We start from the raw sequence: 16,701 nt of genomic DNA on the forward strand, positions 1-16,701 counted from the left end.
AATAGCCACCGTAGATTTTAGATACAAAAAAGGCCCGCCATACGGCGAGCCTTTATGAGTCAATAGTGCTGACTCAATAGAATGCTATGCAGACTTTTTCAAGCCTTCACGTAAACCTTCTAAACGATCAGATAAATCTTCCCAACGCGCTTTGACGTCGACTACCTGAAAGACTTTGCTTGTTGCTTCGTCGATTTTTTCTTCGATTGAAGCACGGCCTTCTTTCAAACGAGTTTCAGCTTCGTCTTGAACTTTCTCGCCACGAGAAACCAAGTCAAGTACAAAGTCTTGACCATCTTTATTTAGCTTGTTGTATCGAGACTGAACTTCCTCAGTTACTTTAGTCGCCCGAGAAGTTACTTCCTCAACAGCAAAGCCGGCAGCACCTAAATAAGCGTACCAAACATTTTTTGCCACATCTTGAGCTTGCTCAACATTTTTGCTTACTTTTGCGATCACAGACTCAGCGGCTGTTTCCACAACGTTCTCAACAGCATCTACCGCTTCGATTACTTCCTTCTTAGCTTTTACTGATGCTTTCTTTACAGGTGTTTTCTTTGTGGTTACTTTTTTTGCTGATGTTTTTTTAGCAGTTTCTTTAGCGGCCATGTTAGGTCTCCCAAAAATTAATGTGAATAACGTCGATGTGGAAATTCTATCGAACGGTTTTAGAATTCTCGCCCTAATTAGAAACTCCTTTCTAAATCATAAACAATTGGGGCGCAAAAGCCTTACACAACAATAAGTTAGATAAACCAAAGCTCAAAACATTGACTCAATCAGCCAATTAAAACTTCCTTAGCTTGATTGATTTTCTTAGCAAGTGCATCTGTTCCGCCGTGATCCGGATGGATTTTGTGCATCAGTTTTTTATGCGCTCGCCTGACTTCTTCGACTGACGCCGCTGTGTCAACCCCTAATATCTCAGCCGCCTCATCACGACTCATGGAGCCGGAGCTCTTGGTAACCGTTTGTTCAGCGCCGTTTCCATCAAATTCGCCAAAAATCTTTTTAAACATCGGCGCATACTGCGCCAATTGAACAGCTCGACCAGCCAACGCAATTAAGGTTGCCAACACGCCCATTAGCCAGTGCGCTCTGCCGGTTAATACCAAGGCTATAATAATCACCGCTGCCGCCCAAAGAACACTTTTAAAGGCAAAGCCCTTGCGCTGATCCTCGGGTAACGCCTGCCAGCGCTTCATTGCGTATAAAAGTGCCGCAACCGCAGCGATGAGTAACATTGAATAGAACATGGGCTAACGCTCTTTTGAAAAATACATGCGTATAATAGGGCCTTCTGAGCGTCATTAACACCAACCCAAACATATTTGTCATCATGCCAACTCCTTCCGCGACCGAGCAAAATCAAATTGCAAAAGGCCTATGCCACTTCATTGAGCAATCTCCCACGCCATTTCACGCGACTAAGACAGCACTCACCATGTTTTTGGAGGCGGGTTTCACGCATCTAAATGAAGATGATGAGTGGCTTATTGAAGCAAATGCCAGCTACGCGGTCACTCGTAATGATTCTTCTATTATTGCGTTTAGAACAGGAAAAGATGTCAACCTTGGACTTCAGATGGTTGGAGCACATACAGACAGCCCATGCCTTCGAATCAAGCCCAATCCTGAAATCGAGAAGTTTGACTATCTACAATTAGGCGTTGAAGTTTATGGGGGTGCACTATTCCACCCCTGGTTAGATCGCGACTTATCAATTGCAGGCCGAGTAAGCGGCGTCAATAAATTAGGAAACGTTGTGAGTGAAATTGTGGATTTCAAACGACCAGTAGCGACGATACCCAACCTCGCGATCCATCTAGACCGAGACGCAAACACCAAACGAGCTATTAATGCCCAACAACACCTCCCGCTAATTCTAGGCACTAGCAATGGAAAATCCTTCCAGGACTTACTGCTTGAGTTATGCACACAAGACTTTGATCGACTTTTTGAATTCGAATTGTCAGCTTACGACACTCAGCCCCCTAGTATTGTGGGCATCAACAATGAGTTTGTATGTGCTTCAAGACTCGATAACCTACTAAGCACCTACATTGGTGCAAGAGCCTTAATTGACACAGTCGGCGACCAAGCCAGCTTGTTTATCTCAACGGATCATGAAGAGGTCGGCTCTGCGTCAGCTTGCGGCGCTCAAGGGCCATTTTTGCGCAATGTATTAGAGCGTATCGTTGATGGTAAAGCGTCAGCATTGACCCAAGTAATCGGTCGCTCTTCCATGCTGTCATGTGACAATGCGCACGGCATCCACCCGAACTATGCTGACAAACACGACCAAAATCACGGCCCTATTATAAATAAGGGGCCAGTCATCAAAATTAATCAAAATCAACGTTACGCCACAACCAGCGTCAGTTCAGCTAAATTCCAGAAGCGATGTGAAGAAGCTGGCGTCCCAATTCAGAAGTTTGTAACTCGGTCCGATATGGGGTGTGGCAGCACAATTGGCCCAATTACAGCAACCGAACTTGGCATAGAAACCTTAGATTTGGGCGCGCCACAATGGGCTATGCATTCGATACGAGAGACAGCCGGTGTGCTCGATTGTCAGTATTTATATCAAGCCGCGTGTGCATTTATCCGTTAACTTCAAACGTCTATAAATGACAAGGTTTTAAAATGACAACTAAATTACTTCATTTCAAGTCGATAGCGATTCTTACTTTTCTGTTGTTTACGGCGAACGCCATTGCCGGAGGCTCAGCAGAGCAAACTAAGAAGAACATGCTTAGCACTGACGAGATGGCATCTAAACTCGAACAAATACATTCGAGCATCGGCTCACTTACAGAAGAAGGAACATGCGAAACAGACGCACACTGCTCGGTATTACCCATTGGGCAAAAACCGTGCGGAGGCCCGAGCTCTTATATGCCCTACTCTTTACAGCTCGAGCAATCTAACCTAGATAAGCTCAAAATTCTAGCGTCTGATTCGAAAAAGTTAGCACGAAAAATTAACGAACAAAATCAGATGATGAGTAACTGTCAATACGAACCAAAACCTGCAGCGCTATGCACCAATAGACGCTGTGAATTAGAACAACGGGACGCGAACGGCCTTAAAGTTCAATAGTTGAATGATCTCAAGATCAACGTACAGTGCCGCAGAGATAGAACATGCACTGTACGTTTAAAGCCTACTTTCAGCACCCTCCGGTTAATTTGAACGTTATTTTCTCTTGCTTTCCTACCACCATTGGCGATTGCCCAGCCGTTGCTAGCTCCGCTGGCTTGTAACGCGCTTTCTGAACCGCTCTCAGTGCATTTTTATTAAAAATTCGATTGCTGCTTTCCAAGATTGCGACATTCATTGGTACCCCGTCGTTTCCAATATCAAACTGCACCAGGACCTGACCACATAAACCCATTTGTGCAGCACGGTCTGGAAACTGAGGTGAAATGGGCACCAACGCCATGCCGCTAGGAAGCCTAAAATGATTCATATCCATTGCACTTCCAGGTTCTTCGCTAAATCGTAATCTATCTAGCCCTGTGTCTATTGCCATATCCGGAAGCGTATATTCAACCTTCATTCTAGGCGCTTCGTCCACCACCGGACGCACTATGTCAATCACCCTTACATTCTCCTCAATGACTTCAGGAGTAAACTGGGGAAGGCTAATCTCCTTCGCTATTTCAAGGGGTGCCATATCATTGTCAATTAGCTGCGTCATAACAAACAATAAGCCGAATGTGACCGCTGCAGCCCCGGTTAAACTACTCGTTCTTTTAACTATGCCAATACCTTTGGATAGTTCTAATGAGCCATTGACAACTTGGTTTGCAATCATGTTTTCTCCTTGGTGATTATTTTTTTATCAAGGATTGAGTATTGGACGATCCAGCTATGAGGTCAAAATAGGTTAGATAGCGTACGACTTCCTGACAACTGTCTCTTAATTATCTTTAAGCGCTCTGGATAAATAAGGTAAACTCATTGGTACTTTCCAACGGGCATTTCTATCGCTCACGCCCAGAAAATTGGTTCAGATAATGGAAACCTCGCTAATCGACCAAGGGGTCAGCCTCATGCTGTACGGCATGGGCACCGTCTTTGTATTTTTGACAATATTGGTATTCGCAACCAATATGATGTCGAAATTAGTTAAAGCTCTAACCCCAGAAGCACCGGACTCTCCGCAAGAACATGCGCAAAATAACGCCGCGCCTTCAAACGAATCACTGCCACCCGCTAACGTGATTTCCGCTATTGAAAAAGCCATTGCCGAGCACCGTGCAAGTAAGTAATGACGCCTCCGAACAGATTCAAACTATCATGACAAATAAAAAACTAGGCATCACCGAAGTAGTATTACGCGACGCCCATCAATCCCTACTCGCCACTCGTATGCGCATTGACGACATGCTTCCCATTGCAGAGAAACTTGATGACATTGGCTATTGGTCTATGGAATCTTGGGGTGGAGCCACGTTCGACTCTTGCATCCGCTTTTTAGGGGAAGACCCTTGGGACCGTATCCGAGAAATTAAACGCGTCATGCCCAACACACCCCAGCAGATGCTATTCAGAGGACAAAATATATTGGGCTATCGGCATTATGCGGATGACGTCGTCGAAAAATTCGTCGAGCGCTGCGCCATCAATGGAATTGATGTATTCCGCGTCTTTGATGCCATGAACGACATGCGCAACATCACAACGGCTCTCAAAGCGGTAACCAACGTAGGCAAGCACGCTCAAGGCACCCTGTCTTACACAGTGAGCCCAGTTCATACGACAAAAGTTTGGCTCGACATGGCTCGGGAGCTTGAGGACGCAGGTGCTGACTCCATTTGCATCAAAGACATGGCAGGTTTACTCAAACCGTACGTAGGGTATGAGCTCGTCACCGAACTTAAAAAGACCGTAGACATCCCGATTCAGTTGCACGCTCATGCAACCACTGGTCTATCAACCGCAACCATTACGAAATGCGTTGAAGCGGGAATCGACAATGTCGATACATCGATTTCCTCAATGTCGATGACCTACGGACACTCCGCCACAGAATCGGTGGTCTCCATTTTTGAAGGTGGCCAGCGCGATACCGGTTTAGACATCAAAAAGCTCGAAGAAATCAGTGCTTATTTTCGTGTCGTAAGAAAAAAATATGCGCAATTTGAAGGCTCCTTGCGTGGAGTAGATTCAAGAATATTAGTAGCTCAGGTACCGGGCGGAATGTTGACTAATATGGAAAATCAACTTAGACAGCAAGGTGCCGAAGATAAAATTGATGACGTGTTATCAGAGATACCTCGTGTTAGAGAGGACTTAGGATTTATTCCCTTAGTCACACCGACTTCTCAGATCGTTGGTACACAAGCCGTCATCAACGTACTCATGGGTGAGCGATACAAAAATATTGCGAAGGAAACAGCCGGAGTTCTGAAAGGTGAATACGGAGCAACCCCAGCGCCTGTGAATAAGACGATTCAATCTAAGGTCTTAAACGACGGCGAACAGCCAATCACCTGCCGACCAGCAGACTTAATTGCCCCCGAAATGGAGTCTCTTAAATCCGAGTTTAATGCCTTAGTTGGCAAACATGACCTTACAACCAAAGACGGAGACGACCTAATCGATGATGTGCTTACCTACGCACTGTTTACTCAAGTTGGGCTGAACTTTATCCAAAACCGTGGCAACCCCTCTGAGTTCGAACCAGTCCCAACAGGACGCGCCTCTAGCAACGCACCCACCGACTCAAAAGGTGATGAGATCTACACCGTGGAGGTCGAAGGCCAACAGTACACCGTCACCGTCTCAGAAGGGGGCGATGTCTCGGGAATAAAGTCGCTTACGATCCATGACTCGATCACCAACACTCAAGACGCAGTGCCGCAAACTACCCAGGCTATTAATGCCCCCTTGGCTGGAAATGTGATCAGAATCCCGGTAACGAAAGGACAACGGGTTAAAGCAGGGGAGACCGTTTTAACGTTAGAGGCGATGAAAATGGAAACCAATGTTTCCGCACCTCAAGATGGGCAAATCGTGGACATTCTTGTTCGAGAAGGTGACGCAATTACGGTGGGCGAAACGATGCTTACTATCGCATAAGGGGAATTATTCATGGAAAATCTGTTAACCCTTTGGAGCAGTTCGGGAATTGCTCAGTTGCAGCTCGGTCAATTATTTATGATGCTGATTGGGCTTGGGCTGCTCTTTCTAGCGATTAAAAAGGGGTTTGAACCTCTGTTATTAGTACCAATCGGCTTTGGCACTGTGTTAGCCAATATCCCTGGAGCAGGATTTGAATTGGCACCGGTCTACGATGCTCTAGGCAATATGCAAAGTCCAGGGGGCCTGCTCTACTACATCTATCACGCTGGCATTGAAACCGGATTGTTTCCCCTTCTCATTTTCATGGGCGTCGGAGCCATGACCGATTTCGGCCCATTGTTAGCCAACCCAAGAACACTTCTGCTTGGTGCCGCAGCGCAAGTAGGCATTTTTTCAACGGTACTTGGTGCAGTGGCTCTAGGCCATTTTGGAATACTTGACTTTAGTATTCGAGATGCAGCGTCAATTGGCATAATTGGTGGGGCAGATGGCCCTACGGCTATTTTCGTAACCAGTAAGCTATCTCCGGAGTTATTAGGAGCTGTGGCCGTGGCGGCTTACTCCTACATGGCCTTGGTTCCCATCATTCAGCCTCCAATCATGAAAGCCATGACCACACCCGCTGAGCGACAAATCAAAATGGAACAATTGCGACCTGTTTCTTCCGCCGAAAAAATCGTGTTTCCACTCACCTTACTCGTCTTGGTTGCCATGCTATTGCCTGACGCAGCCCCATTACTAGGAATGTTTTGTTTCGGTAACCTAATGAAAGAGTGTGGGGTAGTCAATCGCTTAAGCGAAACGGTGCAAAATGCACTTATTAACACAGTCACTATATTTCTAGGTTTGGGCGTCGGCTCCAAAATGAGTGCTGACAAGTTCCTCAACGTCGAGACTCTGGGTATTTTAGGACTCGGAGCGATCGCATTTTGTATCGGAACCGCCGCCGGCGTATTAATGGCTAAACTCCTAAACAGCGTCAGTCAAAACAAGATTAACCCACTCATCGGAGCCGCCGGCGTGTCCGCCGTTCCGATGGCCGCACGTGTTGCGAATAAAGTTGGGCTTGAAGCCAATCCGCAAAATTTCCTTTTAATGCACGCCATGGGCCCTAACGTCGCAGGGGTCATCGGTTCAGCAGTGGCTGCCGGCGTTATGATTAATTTGGTATCGGGAATGTAAAGATGAAATATTCACTTGGAGAGAAGTCCCCAACAATTGACGACACCTGCTTCGTCGCCCCTTCTGCCGACCTTATTGGAAACGTCGTAATGGCACCAAGTTCTAGCGTTTGGTTTAACTGTGTTCTAAGAGCCGATAATGAACCCATTTACATTGGCGAAAACAGTAATATTCAAGATGGCTCTGTCATGCACGTGGATTCAAACTATCCTATAAATATTTCGGCAAATGTAACGGTTGGCCACAAGGTGATGTTGCACGGCTGCTCCATCGGCGAAAACACGTTAATCGGCATGAATGCGGTGGTCTTAAACGGCGCTCGGATTGGGAAAAATTGCGTCATTGGTGCCAACTCGCTGGTGACGGAAAACATGCAAGTTCCCGATGGTTCAATGGTGCTTGGGTCACCCGCAAAAATCGTCAAAGAATTGGATGACAAACAAATTGCGCTGCTCAAACACGGAGCACAGCATTACGTCGAGAATAGCCTGCTCTACAATAAACTATTAAAACCCGTTAGTGAGTAAACTGATCATAGCTCCAATCAAGCACGGAATTTGATTGGGGCGATTGTCTCCGCCATGAAGTCGTACCTAATGACAGGTTTGGCTAATTCTGGGGAGAACCTCAATGACACTTTGGGTAAGAAACCCCTAACGACTCAATACCATCCAGACTAAATAACGGCCGGTGACGTCAACGTTATCTGGCCACTGCCTTTGCAATCAAATACCTCGGGTATCAACCCGTCGCCGCGTTGAATACCCACATTCATGCACTCACTCGATCGAGATTTGCACTTCCAACACCCCTTTGTTTCATATTTACCATATTTATCACTTTAAAATGGACATAGTGATAAATATTTGTTAGATTAGCGCCACTTGATTATCACTTTTATCATTTATAGAAATATTCGGGGGGATATTCTTTTGAAATCTTACAAGTCAATTCTCGCAATCATTGTTAATGTACTTATATCCGTATCGGCCTTTGGCCTTGTTACCACGGCATTGGCGGTAGATATAGACTGGCAAAACCTAGGTCAAGGAAATAGCACCGTGCTTACCAGCGGTTCCGTGGTCACGGCCACTAATAACACATGCACGGCAGGAGTAAATAGTTGTGATGCTACGGCAACCGTTACCTATCAAATAAACAACAATGGCCAAGGGGGGGAGCTGGCTTGTGGATGGAACTCCGGGGCCGTATGTGCCGCCTATTTCAATACAGAGTTTGGCGGAATCAATAATGACAACATTCGTTTTGCGCTGGATGCGACCGGAGGTGACAATAACGATCACATGAATGTATGCGTAGCATTTGATCGTGTGGTAAAGGGTCTATCATTTGACATTCTCGACGTCGACGATGCCGGTTGGGATGACGTCGTCGAGCTCTATTACACAAGCTCTCCCTCAGCCACACCAATGCAATCTAGAACAGACCTAATAAACGCTGCAGACTTTGGTGACGTCAGTACTGGTACCGATGCTAATCACGTGATAGCCCATGATCCGAGCTTTGCTGCTCCGAATAATGAAGCAAAAGGCTGGGGCGCTATTCAACCTGAAGGCGGTAATGCTGCAAATGGAGATGACGGAGGCAATATCAGCATCGATTTTGATGACACGGATGTCTGGGGCTTCTGCATGCGCTATTGGGCAGGGCCAACATCCGCGACCAACCCGCCTTTTCAATGGATTGGTATTTCTTCTCTAAGCTGGACATCCACCCTACCGGTGAATTTGGATTATTTTAGCAGCCAGCATACTGGGCAGAAACTTGAGTTCAAATGGAGCACCAGCAGCGAGAGCTTTAATGTGGGATTCAACCTTTGGGCAGAAATTGACGGCGAATGGCAGTCACTCAATAAAAACTGGATTCGGAGTAAGAGATTGAACGCTTATTCATCTTCTACTTACAAAAAGTCGATAAAAATCAACCGCAATAGAGAAAACATCGCAAAGGTCGGCATATCAAGCGTTGACTCACGTGGAAATGAAGAGTTCTACGGGCCGTTCGAGATCGGCGAAACCTACGGTGAAGTGACTCTGCCCGAGCCGATCAGCTGGGAATACGCGGTTGCTCAAAAGAGCATAAAGTTAAGAAATAAAGGCTACATCAAGGTTAATAACCGGTGGATTAAACCCCGAGCAAACATCTCGGCCAGTGAACCAAGCCACCTAAGAGCAGACATTGTTCTTAGCCAAAGCGGTATGGTTCGCATTCATCATAGAGAACTAATCAAGGCGGGGTTAGATCTTACAGGATTGAGACCCCATGAGATCGCCGTAAGTTATCAAGGCAACCCCGTCACTAGAAGAGTATCAATCGGGCGAGGAGAGCGGACCTTCAATAGACGTTCGTACATTGATTTCTATGCTGACAACGTAAAGGGAGAGCTCTCCCTTTATAACGACCAAAATATTTACCAGATTTCTGCTAATAATGAACTGGTTTCGCGCGCGAAAAAGATACGATTTAAAGGTGAACCAAATAGCTTAGAGCCAATCATAAGGACCTTAAGCTTCGAACATGATCGTCTATATGTTAACTCTAGCAAACTTGGGTCTCCGTGGGTCGACGAAGCGATAGGCTATGGAGGCTCGAGCACAATGGAGCGTAGGTTCACACTCCCTAGTGACTATATCGAAAGAAACGACATCTCGCTCAACATAGATTTAATCGGCGGGTTTGATTTCCAGGAGATTGAAAACGACCATATCGCCAGCATCCGCATTAATGGGCATACAATCTCAACCCACAAATGGGGGGGCGTCGATACTCAAAACCTATCAATAGCAATACCTGCAACATTCATTAAGAGAGGCGAAAACTCACTACAGATCGAAGTAAAGAACAATACATATGGATTTGCGCTGCAGTACTTTGATCGTTATGAAATTCACTATCCGAGTAAACCGCTTGCAATAGGAGGCACAGCGGAGTTTGCATTTAATCAAGACTCTGACAGTTCATCAGTTCAACTGAGTAAAAACACTCGGCAAAAGCTGTGGGTGTATGCCAGAGATACAATCGGCAATCTCGTTAGCCTTAGCACCAAGCCAACGAAGCACTGGCGCTCTGCAGACACCGAAACAATTGTGTTACCACGCTTATCTGCACCTGAGGCTCGTTATATGGTCTTAACAAAAAAACTCTTCAAAAAGCCGGCCTCCATTGAGGTGGTTAAAACCAAAGATCTTCAAGTGGAAGAAGCCGACTTGTACATTGTTGCAGACGCGTCATTTACCGGACAAGTGCTTGACGACTACGTAAATTTTAAGAGAACTTTAGGCATTCGCACGGTTGTTGTAACCTATCAAAGTCTCGTTGAACAATTTGGCCTTGGAATGGACAACCCGATGGTCATTCACAAATTTCTAATGCAGCAAAATGCTGCAGCCACCAATGCTTCAGTATTGATTGTGGGCGGACACACTTATGACTATCTAAATAAAACAGGTCAAGGGTCGGTCTCTTTCATACCCACTCTATATAGAAGAAGCAACATCATTGAATACTCGCCGACGGATACCCCTCTGACAGACCTAGACCTAGATGGGTTAGCTGATGTTGCCGTCGGACGGTGGCCTGTAAGGACAATAGAACAGCTTGAAGCCATTGTTAGCAAGTCAATCAAATGGGCCAGCGGTGAAGGGCTCGCGAATACCTCAAATGTCCTTTTGATTTCTGAAAATGACGACAAAAATTCAGGAGTGAGCTTCTCGCAACAACTTAATGAACTCGCATCTAGGTTCGACACACAGAACCAATCCTATCCAGATTACTGGAGTTCCATCACGCGAATTTACTCACAAGACTATGATGATGCTGCGACGCAACAACGAGACATTAGATCAAGCATGAACAGTGGAAACTCGTTGACCATCTATAACGGCCATGGCTCACCGACAAGCTGGTCCTACAAAAGACTGATGGACGTCAATGGCGTTAACAGCCTTGAGCAAAATTCAATGCCAGGAATTCTAATCCCATTGGCCTGCTATACCACCTATTACGAAACAATTTCAAATGAGTCACTGGCTAACAAATTGCTTTTCAAAAAAGACGGCGGTGCGGTAATGATCGCAGGCGCAGCCACGCTGGGAGAGTACACTCATAACGGCAAAATGCTCAACCGGATTATGAAATACCAAGCAAGGGACGGCGTGTCGATGGGCGAAGCAATAAAAATGGCCAAGAGAAGCTTTGGTAAAAATAAGACCGAGCATTCGAACTTATGGACCTTGCTGGGAGACCCAACCCTTAGGTTCAATGCAAATTATCAAAGAGAAGCACGCCGAATCATCGCGATGGAAGATTCTTTGGGCGGGCTGCAACCCGCAACTCGCAACGGAGAATCCGCTCAAGATAATTGATCACCAGGCAAGTTGGCCATAAGGTTCCGAACTTCCAGAAGTAACTTATGGCTCTAAAAGTCTGCAGGGCTAACGCTTTCCCCCCGACATGTTAGCTCTGCAGCAATTTTCAGTTTAACTCCCCTCCCTCAAGCATTGAGCACGACAGCGAGACCAATACAGCATACGGCGCAACTAGAAACCTAGCGCCAATTGAATCCAAATAGGAAAATGTCTAAGCCCTTCATTATCCTAAAGATAATTATGGACATGTCACTTATGTGACGTTATCCTCTTTGAGCCAGAAGTTGGGCACAAGTGCGAACCTTGCCCCCCGTTTGCAAAACTAAACTACCGAAATGAGGCCTAAAAAATGAAGAACCCTACTCTTCTAAAGGCGGCCTTGGTGTGTATGTTAGGTTTTAATACACAACTAAGCTATGCCGATGAGGTAACACTCAACGAAACCCTGCAGCTGTTAGAACAGGAAAAATTAACCACTAATGTATACCGCGCTTACTTCCCATCCGTGGAGTTGGCTCGAAAAGCAGCAATCACTTTTCACGCACAGCTTCTTGAAGCAAACTACAAGGACGGCTATCTGATACTGGAATTAGAAGCAAACGACATTGACCGTTTGAAGGAGTTCGATTTCACGATTTCTCCGGCAACAGAGTTTCAACGTCGCCGAGCCCTAGAACTTGAACAAAGACAACGCCAAATTAGGAGTCTGTCGAGCACTCAAAATACATCAGATATATCAATACAAACCGTACCAGGGTTTCCATGCTATGAAACAGTGGAAGAAACGTTCACGGCTGCTCAGTCACTGGTCACCGACCACCCTTCATTAGCTCAATGGATAGACGTCGGAAACTCTTGGGAAAAGAGTGTCGGCCAAGGTGGGTATGACATTAATGTGCTAAAACTCACCAATCAATCAATCAGCGGCAATAAACCCAAGCTGTTCATCAACAGTGCCATTCACGCAAGAGAGTACACCACAGCGCCTCTTAATCTCGACTTTGCTCGGTGGTTATTAGACGGCTATAACTCTGACGCTGATGCCACTTGGATCCTAGACCATCATGAAGTCCACCTGATGTTGCAAACCAACCCAGACGGACGTAAAAGAGCCGAAACTGGCATATCGTGGCGTAAAAACACCAACCAAAATCACTGTGGGCCAACAGGCAATAGCCGAGGCGTGGATTTAAATCGTAATTTTTCTTTTGGCTGGAATAGCACTAATGGCACTGGGTCCAGCGGTAACCAATGTTCTGCCACGTACCGGGGTCCACAACCAGGATCAGAACCTGAGATTCAAGCGCTAGAGACCTACGTTCGCAGCCTATGGCCCGACAACCGGGGGCCAAATAAAAACGACGCTGCACCATCAACGACGAGCGGAATACATCTGGATATTCACAGTTTTAGCGAACTGGTACTGTGGCCTTGGGGAGACGTCAATCAAGCCGCTCCGAATGGGACAGCACTACGAACCTTAGGCCGCAAATTCGCGTTCTTCAACGGATATACCCCGCAGCAATCAATTGGTTTGTACCCGACGGATGGAACCAGCGATGGCATCAGCTACGGAGAGCTCGGGGTTGCGGCATACACCTTTGAGCTAGGCACTCAGTTTTTTCAAGCCTGTAGCACCTACGAAAACACCATCAAACCCGACAACCTACCCGCGCTAATCTACGCCGCCAAAGTTGTTCGTACGCCATACATTACGCCTGCCGGGCCTGACAGCATAAGCCTCAGTCTTAGTGGAGGAGCTAGCAATGGCGGTGTGGCAGCAGGAACGCCAGTCACATTGACCGCAACGGCAATCGACACACGCTTTAACAACAGCAATGGAAGCGAAAGTACTCAAAACATTAATTCAGCAGAGTACTACATTGACACCCCCCCTTGGGAACCAGGAGCCAGCGCGCTTTCTCTATCCGCAATCGATGGAAGCTTCAATGAGCGCACGGAACCGGTCAGCGGAGTTATAAACACCTCTGGGCTGTCTAATGGCAAACACATCGTCTATGTTCGTAGCCGGGACACCACCAATACCTGGGGGGCTGTATCAGCGGTATTCCTAAATATTACCGACACACCGCCACCGAGCTGTTCATTCGAAGATGACTTTACAACTTCCACTGGATGGTCAAACTCAAGCCTATCAACCTGCTCAACAGGCGACTATGTCCGTACCAACCCCACCCAAGTCACGAATTCGGGGGTGGTAACTCAAGTGGGCGGCGACTCTGGCGGTGATGGCTTCGCGCTATTCACAGCAACAAACTCATCCGCGGGCGTCAATGACGTCGACGGAGGCGTGTGCGTAGCAGCTTCACCGGCCATAACCGTTTCAGAAAACTCAACGCTATCTTTAGATTGGTTTCACGGGCAACGTGACACGGGTGATGATTCGTCGGGCGACTTCTTTAGAATTGAGTATTCAACCAATGGTGGCTCTACCTACAATTCGTTGGTTAGTATCGGCGATGTCCGTACGCAAGCTCAATGGCAAACCATCACCGCGAACATTCCCGCCGGTTCAAATGTCTTGCTAAGAATGAGCGCCAGCGACGGTTCCGGACCAGGAGATTTAGTCGAAGGTGGAATAGATTCAGTGTCGATATGCCCGAACTAGACGCCAATTTATCTCAGTTTACTGATTCCAAGGGGATGATGTAAGCACATAACAATTCCACCGGTATAGGGCGATTCGTCGATTTGGGGGGCCTTATACGAACCGAATATTCCTATCCGGTGGGGTTGTTATCGTTTTAGACTTTATTTTAAACATCGTTTAAACATTGTTTTAAAACCACGCATAAACTGCAAACTCAGTCCGTGATGATCTTAACCCTATAAAATCTGACTACGAAGGGTTTTAGCTCGCTTATCGGGACCATCATGACTCCATCCGGGCGCCCTAATTAGATAACCTAGTTTGTCACGCCAACGAGAGGCTCGTTTTACGTCCACCAAGATCGCGTGATACTCATGCAAGGCCACGTCCAATGGCGCATATGAAGTGATATTAGTGGTCAAACCATAAATCGGTTCTTCGTCTTCTGATTGCTCTGAAAACGTACCAAACAATCGGTCCCAAATAATGAGAACACCGGCATGATTACAATCTAAGTAACGAATATTTGACGCATGGTGCACCCGATGATGGGACGGCGTATTAAAGAAATACTCCAGCAAGTTAGGAAGCCTGCTGATCAATTCAGTATGTAACCAAAATTGATAAAACAAATTTAGAGACATCATCGTAAAGATCATCAATGGGTCAAAACCCAACAGTGGTAATGGCAACCAAAATAGGTATTTATGAATCCGCTCGGTGACACCTTGTCGCAGCGCCGTAGCAAAGTTCATTTTAATCGCCGAATGATGGGAAACATGACCCGCCCAAAATAGCCGAACTTCATGATTAGAACGATGAAAAAAGTAGTAAGTAATATCGTCGAGAAAAAACAATAAAACCCATGCCCACCATTGTCGTTGTATTACGTCTGCGAGCGGGCTGATTTCATGCAACATGTAGAACGCCACAATCGCCGCAAGTTTCGGCAGCACATCAACAACACCGACCATCAGCATCATCCACAGCGAGGCTTTAGTGTCTTTGATTTCGAACAGACCTAGCCTATTTTTTCTGTCAAACCAATACTCCGCCACCAGACTCAACACAAAAATCGGCAAAAAGAAATAAATCAGATCATCTTGCGACAACGCATCAAGATAGAACTCCAGACTTTGCATGTAACAACCCACTTAAGCGCTATATTCGTAAACGAACATCGTGTCCTAGAAATGTAAAAAAGACAATGGCTTAACCCTTCGACTCCAGCACATTTATGACAATTACTTAAAATATTGAGTGGCTATAAAAGCCAATATGAGTTGAAATACAACAGTTGTCAAAAATGTGTGGCGTGTATGCCATTAAGCAGTAATCATGGACACCTTAATCATTGCGTTTCGCTTTCTAGCCGTTTCTCAAGTGCTACTCTTTCTTATCTCGATGGGCTTATCGAGTAACCCGTCTCGTGTTAAGTGCGCGGGTAGCTCCCTAATTTTAGGAATACTGGCTTATCTTATTGCGCCCGTCGCACTGAGTAATCTGGGGCTACCTTACGCGGCTATGTTCTGGACCGTAGCGGCATTGGTACCGAGTCTGATTATTTTGTTTATTTGGGTCGTATTTGAAGAACGTAAGACCATTCCAACCTGGCTAACAGCCCTTCTGGTCGGAGACATTGCTCTCGAGGTAATAGCTCACATAACATTTGTTCAATCGGACGGGCAAACCGGTTTGATGACTCAAATGATTATCTTTAAGCGGTTGCTCTTAGTGTTGTTTTCTATTTATCTTTTGTGGCGAGGTAAGGAATGTGACTTGGTCGAAGCTCGTAGCAAACTTCGATGGTGCGTCATCGCGAGTATTGCGGCTTTAACCTTTTTTATTGACCTGTCTCATATAATTACCTCTTACGTGGTTCCACCCTTCATCGAACTGCCTAGTTTAGCCGCGGTATTCCTGCTGTCGCTCACCATCAATCTGTCTTTTTTACGTCACAACCCAAGACTCATCTTAGTCGGAGACCGCAGTGCGATTAAAGAGCATTCGGATGACAACAAAATTCAACAGCTACTAGAGTTAATGGTCAAAGAGCGATTGTACGCAGATCATGACTTAAGAATTGGCACACTAGCAAAGCGTCTAGGCCTACCGGAATACCAACTTAGAAAGAAGATAAATCAAAGCTTGGGCTATCGGAATTTCAATCACTTCGTCAATCACTACCGAATTGAAGAAGCTGGCAACCGACTTAAAACCGATGAGCGATCACCCGTGCTCAGTGTCGCGATCGATGTGGGGTTCAGATCAATTTCATCCTTCAATTCTGCCTTTCAAAATCACTTTGGGCTGTCACCCACGGCATTTAGAAAACAGAGTAACTTGGAATTGTAGCAATATCATCGGATCACTCTACGATAGAAATGGTCAAGGCCAGAGTTGAATCAAAAAAGTCAAGGTTACCGA

The 16,701-nt window shown here is 46.1% G+C and carries 13 protein-coding genes; 9 read left to right on the forward strand and 4 right to left on the reverse strand.

The window, feature by feature from the left end:
* Window positions 1-84 precede the first annotated feature (84 nt).
* Both ABWW54_RS14725 and ABWW54_RS14730 read right to left on the reverse strand, forming a co-directional pair.
* Window positions 85-609 carry a hypothetical protein gene (locus ABWW54_RS14725; protein WP_353413280.1) on the reverse strand — a complete coding sequence of 175 codons (525 nt, stop codon included), beginning with the start codon at window positions 607-609 and terminating at the stop codon, window positions 85-87.
* A gap of 170 nt (window positions 610-779) precedes the next feature.
* Window positions 780-1,256, reverse strand: a complete 477-nt coding sequence (locus ABWW54_RS14730) for a DnaJ domain-containing protein (RefSeq protein ID WP_353413281.1) — start codon at window positions 1,254-1,256, stop codon at window positions 780-782.
* A gap of 83 nt (window positions 1,257-1,339) precedes the next feature.
* On the opposite strand from ABWW54_RS14730, the gene ABWW54_RS14735 reads away from it, so the two are divergent.
* Complete coding sequence (locus ABWW54_RS14735; protein ID WP_353413283.1) at window positions 1,340-2,614, forward strand: M18 family aminopeptidase; 1,275 nt, start codon at window positions 1,340-1,342, stop codon at window positions 2,612-2,614.
* Window positions 2,615-2,646: 32 nt separating this feature from the next.
* On the forward strand, window positions 2,647-3,102 hold the full coding sequence (locus ABWW54_RS14740; protein WP_353413285.1) for a hypothetical protein: 456 nt from the start codon (window positions 2,647-2,649) through the stop codon (window positions 3,100-3,102).
* A gap of 70 nt (window positions 3,103-3,172) precedes the next feature.
* On the opposite strand, the gene ABWW54_RS14745 is transcribed toward ABWW54_RS14740, so the two are convergent.
* Window positions 3,173-3,820 (reverse strand): energy transducer TonB, encoded by a 648-nt coding sequence (locus ABWW54_RS14745; protein WP_353413287.1) that lies wholly within the window; start codon window positions 3,818-3,820, stop codon window positions 3,173-3,175.
* A gap of 202 nt (window positions 3,821-4,022) precedes the next feature.
* Here ABWW54_RS14745 and ABWW54_RS14750 point away from each other — a divergent pair, with 202 nt between their 5' ends.
* From ABWW54_RS14750 to ABWW54_RS14775, 6 genes are all read left to right on the forward strand, one after another.
* Window positions 4,023-4,277 (forward strand): OadG family protein, encoded by a 255-nt coding sequence (locus ABWW54_RS14750; protein ID WP_353413289.1) that lies wholly within the window; start codon window positions 4,023-4,025, stop codon window positions 4,275-4,277.
* Between the two features lie 28 nt (window positions 4,278-4,305).
* Window positions 4,306-6,090, forward strand: a complete 1,785-nt coding sequence (gene oadA / locus ABWW54_RS14755) for a sodium-extruding oxaloacetate decarboxylase subunit alpha (protein WP_353413291.1) — start codon at window positions 4,306-4,308, stop codon at window positions 6,088-6,090.
* A gap of 12 nt (window positions 6,091-6,102) precedes the next feature.
* Window positions 6,103-7,275: a sodium ion-translocating decarboxylase subunit beta gene (locus ABWW54_RS14760; RefSeq protein WP_353413293.1), complete on the forward strand. Its 1,173-nt coding sequence runs from the start codon at window positions 6,103-6,105 to the stop codon at window positions 7,273-7,275.
* 2 nt (window positions 7,276-7,277) lie between these two features.
* A complete protein-coding gene (locus ABWW54_RS14765) occupies window positions 7,278-7,802 on the forward strand; it encodes a gamma carbonic anhydrase family protein (protein WP_353413295.1) in 525 nt (174 codons plus the stop codon).
* Between the two features lie 405 nt (window positions 7,803-8,207).
* Window positions 8,208-11,660 (forward strand): C25 family cysteine peptidase, encoded by a 3,453-nt coding sequence (locus ABWW54_RS14770; protein WP_353413297.1) that lies wholly within the window; start codon window positions 8,208-8,210, stop codon window positions 11,658-11,660.
* Between the two features lie 352 nt (window positions 11,661-12,012).
* Window positions 12,013-14,292 (forward strand): M14 family metallopeptidase, encoded by a 2,280-nt coding sequence (locus ABWW54_RS14775; RefSeq protein ID WP_353413299.1) that lies wholly within the window; start codon window positions 12,013-12,015, stop codon window positions 14,290-14,292.
* A gap of 218 nt (window positions 14,293-14,510) precedes the next feature.
* Here ABWW54_RS14775 and ABWW54_RS14780 read toward each other — a convergent pair whose 3' ends face one another.
* Entirely contained in the window at window positions 14,511-15,416 is a 906-nt protein-coding gene (locus ABWW54_RS14780) for a sterol desaturase family protein (RefSeq protein WP_353413301.1), read from the reverse strand.
* Window positions 15,417-15,612: 196 nt separating this feature from the next.
* Here ABWW54_RS14780 and ABWW54_RS14785 point away from each other — a divergent pair, with 196 nt between their 5' ends.
* Window positions 15,613-16,629, forward strand: a complete 1,017-nt coding sequence (locus ABWW54_RS14785; protein ID WP_353413303.1) for an AraC family transcriptional regulator — start codon at window positions 15,613-15,615, stop codon at window positions 16,627-16,629.
* Window positions 16,630-16,701 lie beyond the last annotated feature (72 nt).

The organism is Arenicella sp. 4NH20-0111, from assembly GCF_040366405.1.
Taxonomy (GTDB): domain Bacteria; phylum Pseudomonadota; class Gammaproteobacteria; order Arenicellales; family Arenicellaceae; genus Arenicella.